The following is a 2,500-nucleotide window of genomic DNA, read 5'->3' on the forward strand; positions in this document are numbered from 1 at the left end:
TTGGTTGCGGGGGCAGGATTTGAACCTGCGGCCTTCAGGTTATGAGCCTGACGAGCTACCGGGCTGCTCCACCCCGCGCCATGGGTGTTTTGTATATATTTGAGAAGATGATTTGATTTGTGTTCTTGGCAGACCTGGCAGCGACCTACTCTCCCGTGTCTTGAGACAAAGTACCATTGGCGCTGGAGCGTTTCACGGCCGAGTTCGGAATGGGATCGGGTGCAGCCGCTCCGCCATAACCACCAGGTCGGCGAAGAACACAAAATTTGAGAAGCTGGTTGTCTTTCGTGCTTTTGTCATCATCAAGCTTCGCTTGATGGATATTGTAAATGGGAGTGATCAAGTCGATCGAGCTATTAGTACCGGTAAGCTACATGCGTTGCCGCACTTCCACACCCGGCCTATCAACGTGGTAGTCTTCCACGGCTCTGATAGGGAATACTCGTTTTTAGGTGGGTTTCCCGCTTAGATGCCTTCAGCGGTTATCCCGTCCGTATATAGCTACCCTGCTATGCCGTTGGCACGACAACAGGTCCACCAGAGATACGTCCATCCCGGTCCTCTCGTACTAGGGACAGATCCTATCAATATTCCTACACCCACGGCAGATAGGGACCGAACTGTCTCACGACGTTCTGAACCCAACTCACGTACCGCTTTAAATGGCGAACAGCCATACCCTTGGGACCTGCTCCAGCCCCAGGATGCGATGAGTCGACATCGAGGTGCCAAACAACCCCGTCGATATGGACTCTTGGGGGTCATCAGCCTGTTATCCCCGGCGTACCTTTTATCCGTTGAGCGATGGCCCTTCCACGCGGGACCACCGGATCACTATGACCGACTTTCGTCTCTGCTCGACTTGTCAGTCTTGCAGTCAGGCAGGCTTATGCCATTGCACTCGACGAACGATTTCCGACCGTTCTGAGCCTACCATCGCGCGCCTCCGTTACTCTTTAGGAGGCGACCGCCCCAGTCAAACTACCCACCATACACGGTCCTGGACCCGGATAACGGGCCGCAGTTAGACATCCATATAGGCAAGGGTGGTATTTCAAGGATGACTCCACAATGGCTGGCGCCACTGCTTCAAAGTCTACCACCTATCCTACACATGCCGACACGAATGCCAGTGTAAAGCTATAGTAAAGGTGCACGGGGTCTTTCCGTCTAACCGCAGGAACCCCGCATCTTCACGGGGAATTCAATTTCACTGAGTCTGCGTTGGAGACAGCGGGGAAGTCGTTACGCCATTCGTGCAGGTCGGAACTTACCCGACAAGGAATTTCGCTACCTTAGGACCGTTATAGTTACGGCCGCCGTTTACTGGGGCTTCAATTCAATGCTTGCACATCTCCTCTTAACCTTCCAGCACCGGGCAGGCGTCAGACCCTATACGTCGTCTTGCGACTTCGCAGAGCCCTGTGTTTTTGGTAAACAGTCGCTACCCCCTGGTCTGTGCCACCCCCACCTGGTTGCCCAAATGGAGGTCACGCTTCTTCCGAAGTTACGCGTGCATTTTGCCGAGTTCCTTCAACGCAGTTCTCTCAAGCGCCTTGGTATTCTCTACCAGTCCACCAGTGTCGGTTTAGGGTACGGTCTATATGCAGGAGCTATTTCCTGGAACCGCTTCGCTGCAAGATCAATCCAATAAGACCTTACAACACACGCGATCCGTCACTACCTGCAGGCCCACGAATATTAACGTGGTTCCCATCGACTACGCCTTTCGGCCTCGCCTTAGGGGCCGGCTAACCCTGCTCAGATTAACTTTAAGCAGGAACCCTTGGACTTTCGGCGAGGGAGTCTCTCACTCCCTTTATCGTTACTCATGTCAGCATTCTCACTTCCGATACCTCCAGGATGTCTCACGACTGTCCCTTCACAGGCTTACGGAACGCTCCGCTACCACGCACAAATGTGCATCCACAGCTTCGGTGTATGGCTTGAGCCCCGGTACATTTTCGGCGCAAAGACCCTTATTTAGACCAGTGAGCTGTTACGCTTTCTTTAAATGATGGCTGCTTCTAAGCCAACATCCTGGTTGTTTTGGGATCCTCACATCCTTTCCCACTTAGCCATAACTTAGGGACCTTAGATGGTGGTCAGGGTTGTTGCCCTCTCCACGACGGACGTTAGCACCCGCCGTGTGTCTGCCCAGTAGTACTCCCCGGTATTCGGAGTTTGATTAGGATCAGTAAGACGGTGAGTCCCCATAGCCCATTCAGTGCTCTACCCCCGGGGGTATTCGCTGGACGCTCTACCTAAATAGATTTCGCGGAGAACCAGCTATCTCCAAGTTTGATTGGCCTTTCACCCCTAGCCACAAGTCATCCCGATCTATTGCAACAGATATGGGTTCGGTCCTCCAGTACGTGTTACCGTACCTTCAACCTGCTCATGGCTAGATCACTTGGTTTCGGGTCTAATGCATCGAACTGAACGCCCTGTTCAGACTCGCTTTCGCTGCGCCTACACCTACCGGCTTAAGCTTGCTCGA

The 2,500-nt window shown here is 53.2% G+C and carries 1 tRNA gene and 2 rRNA genes (1 of these 3 cut by a window edge); all 3 read right to left on the reverse strand.

Annotated features, from left to right (window positions below):
• Window position 1 precedes the first annotated feature (1 nt).
• Window positions 2-78: transfer RNA gene (locus AAE521_RS18140), tRNA-Met, on the reverse strand.
• A 54-nt stretch (window positions 79-132) separates the two neighbouring features.
• Window positions 133-247 (reverse strand): 5S ribosomal RNA (gene rrf / locus AAE521_RS18145).
• A gap of 88 nt (window positions 248-335) precedes the next feature.
• Window positions 336-2,500: ribosomal RNA gene (locus AAE521_RS18150) — 23S ribosomal RNA — on the reverse strand (it continues 739 nt past the right edge of the window).

The organism is Brucella cytisi (genome assembly GCF_038433355.1).
GTDB classification, from domain to species: domain Bacteria; phylum Pseudomonadota; class Alphaproteobacteria; order Rhizobiales; family Rhizobiaceae; genus Brucella; species Brucella cytisi.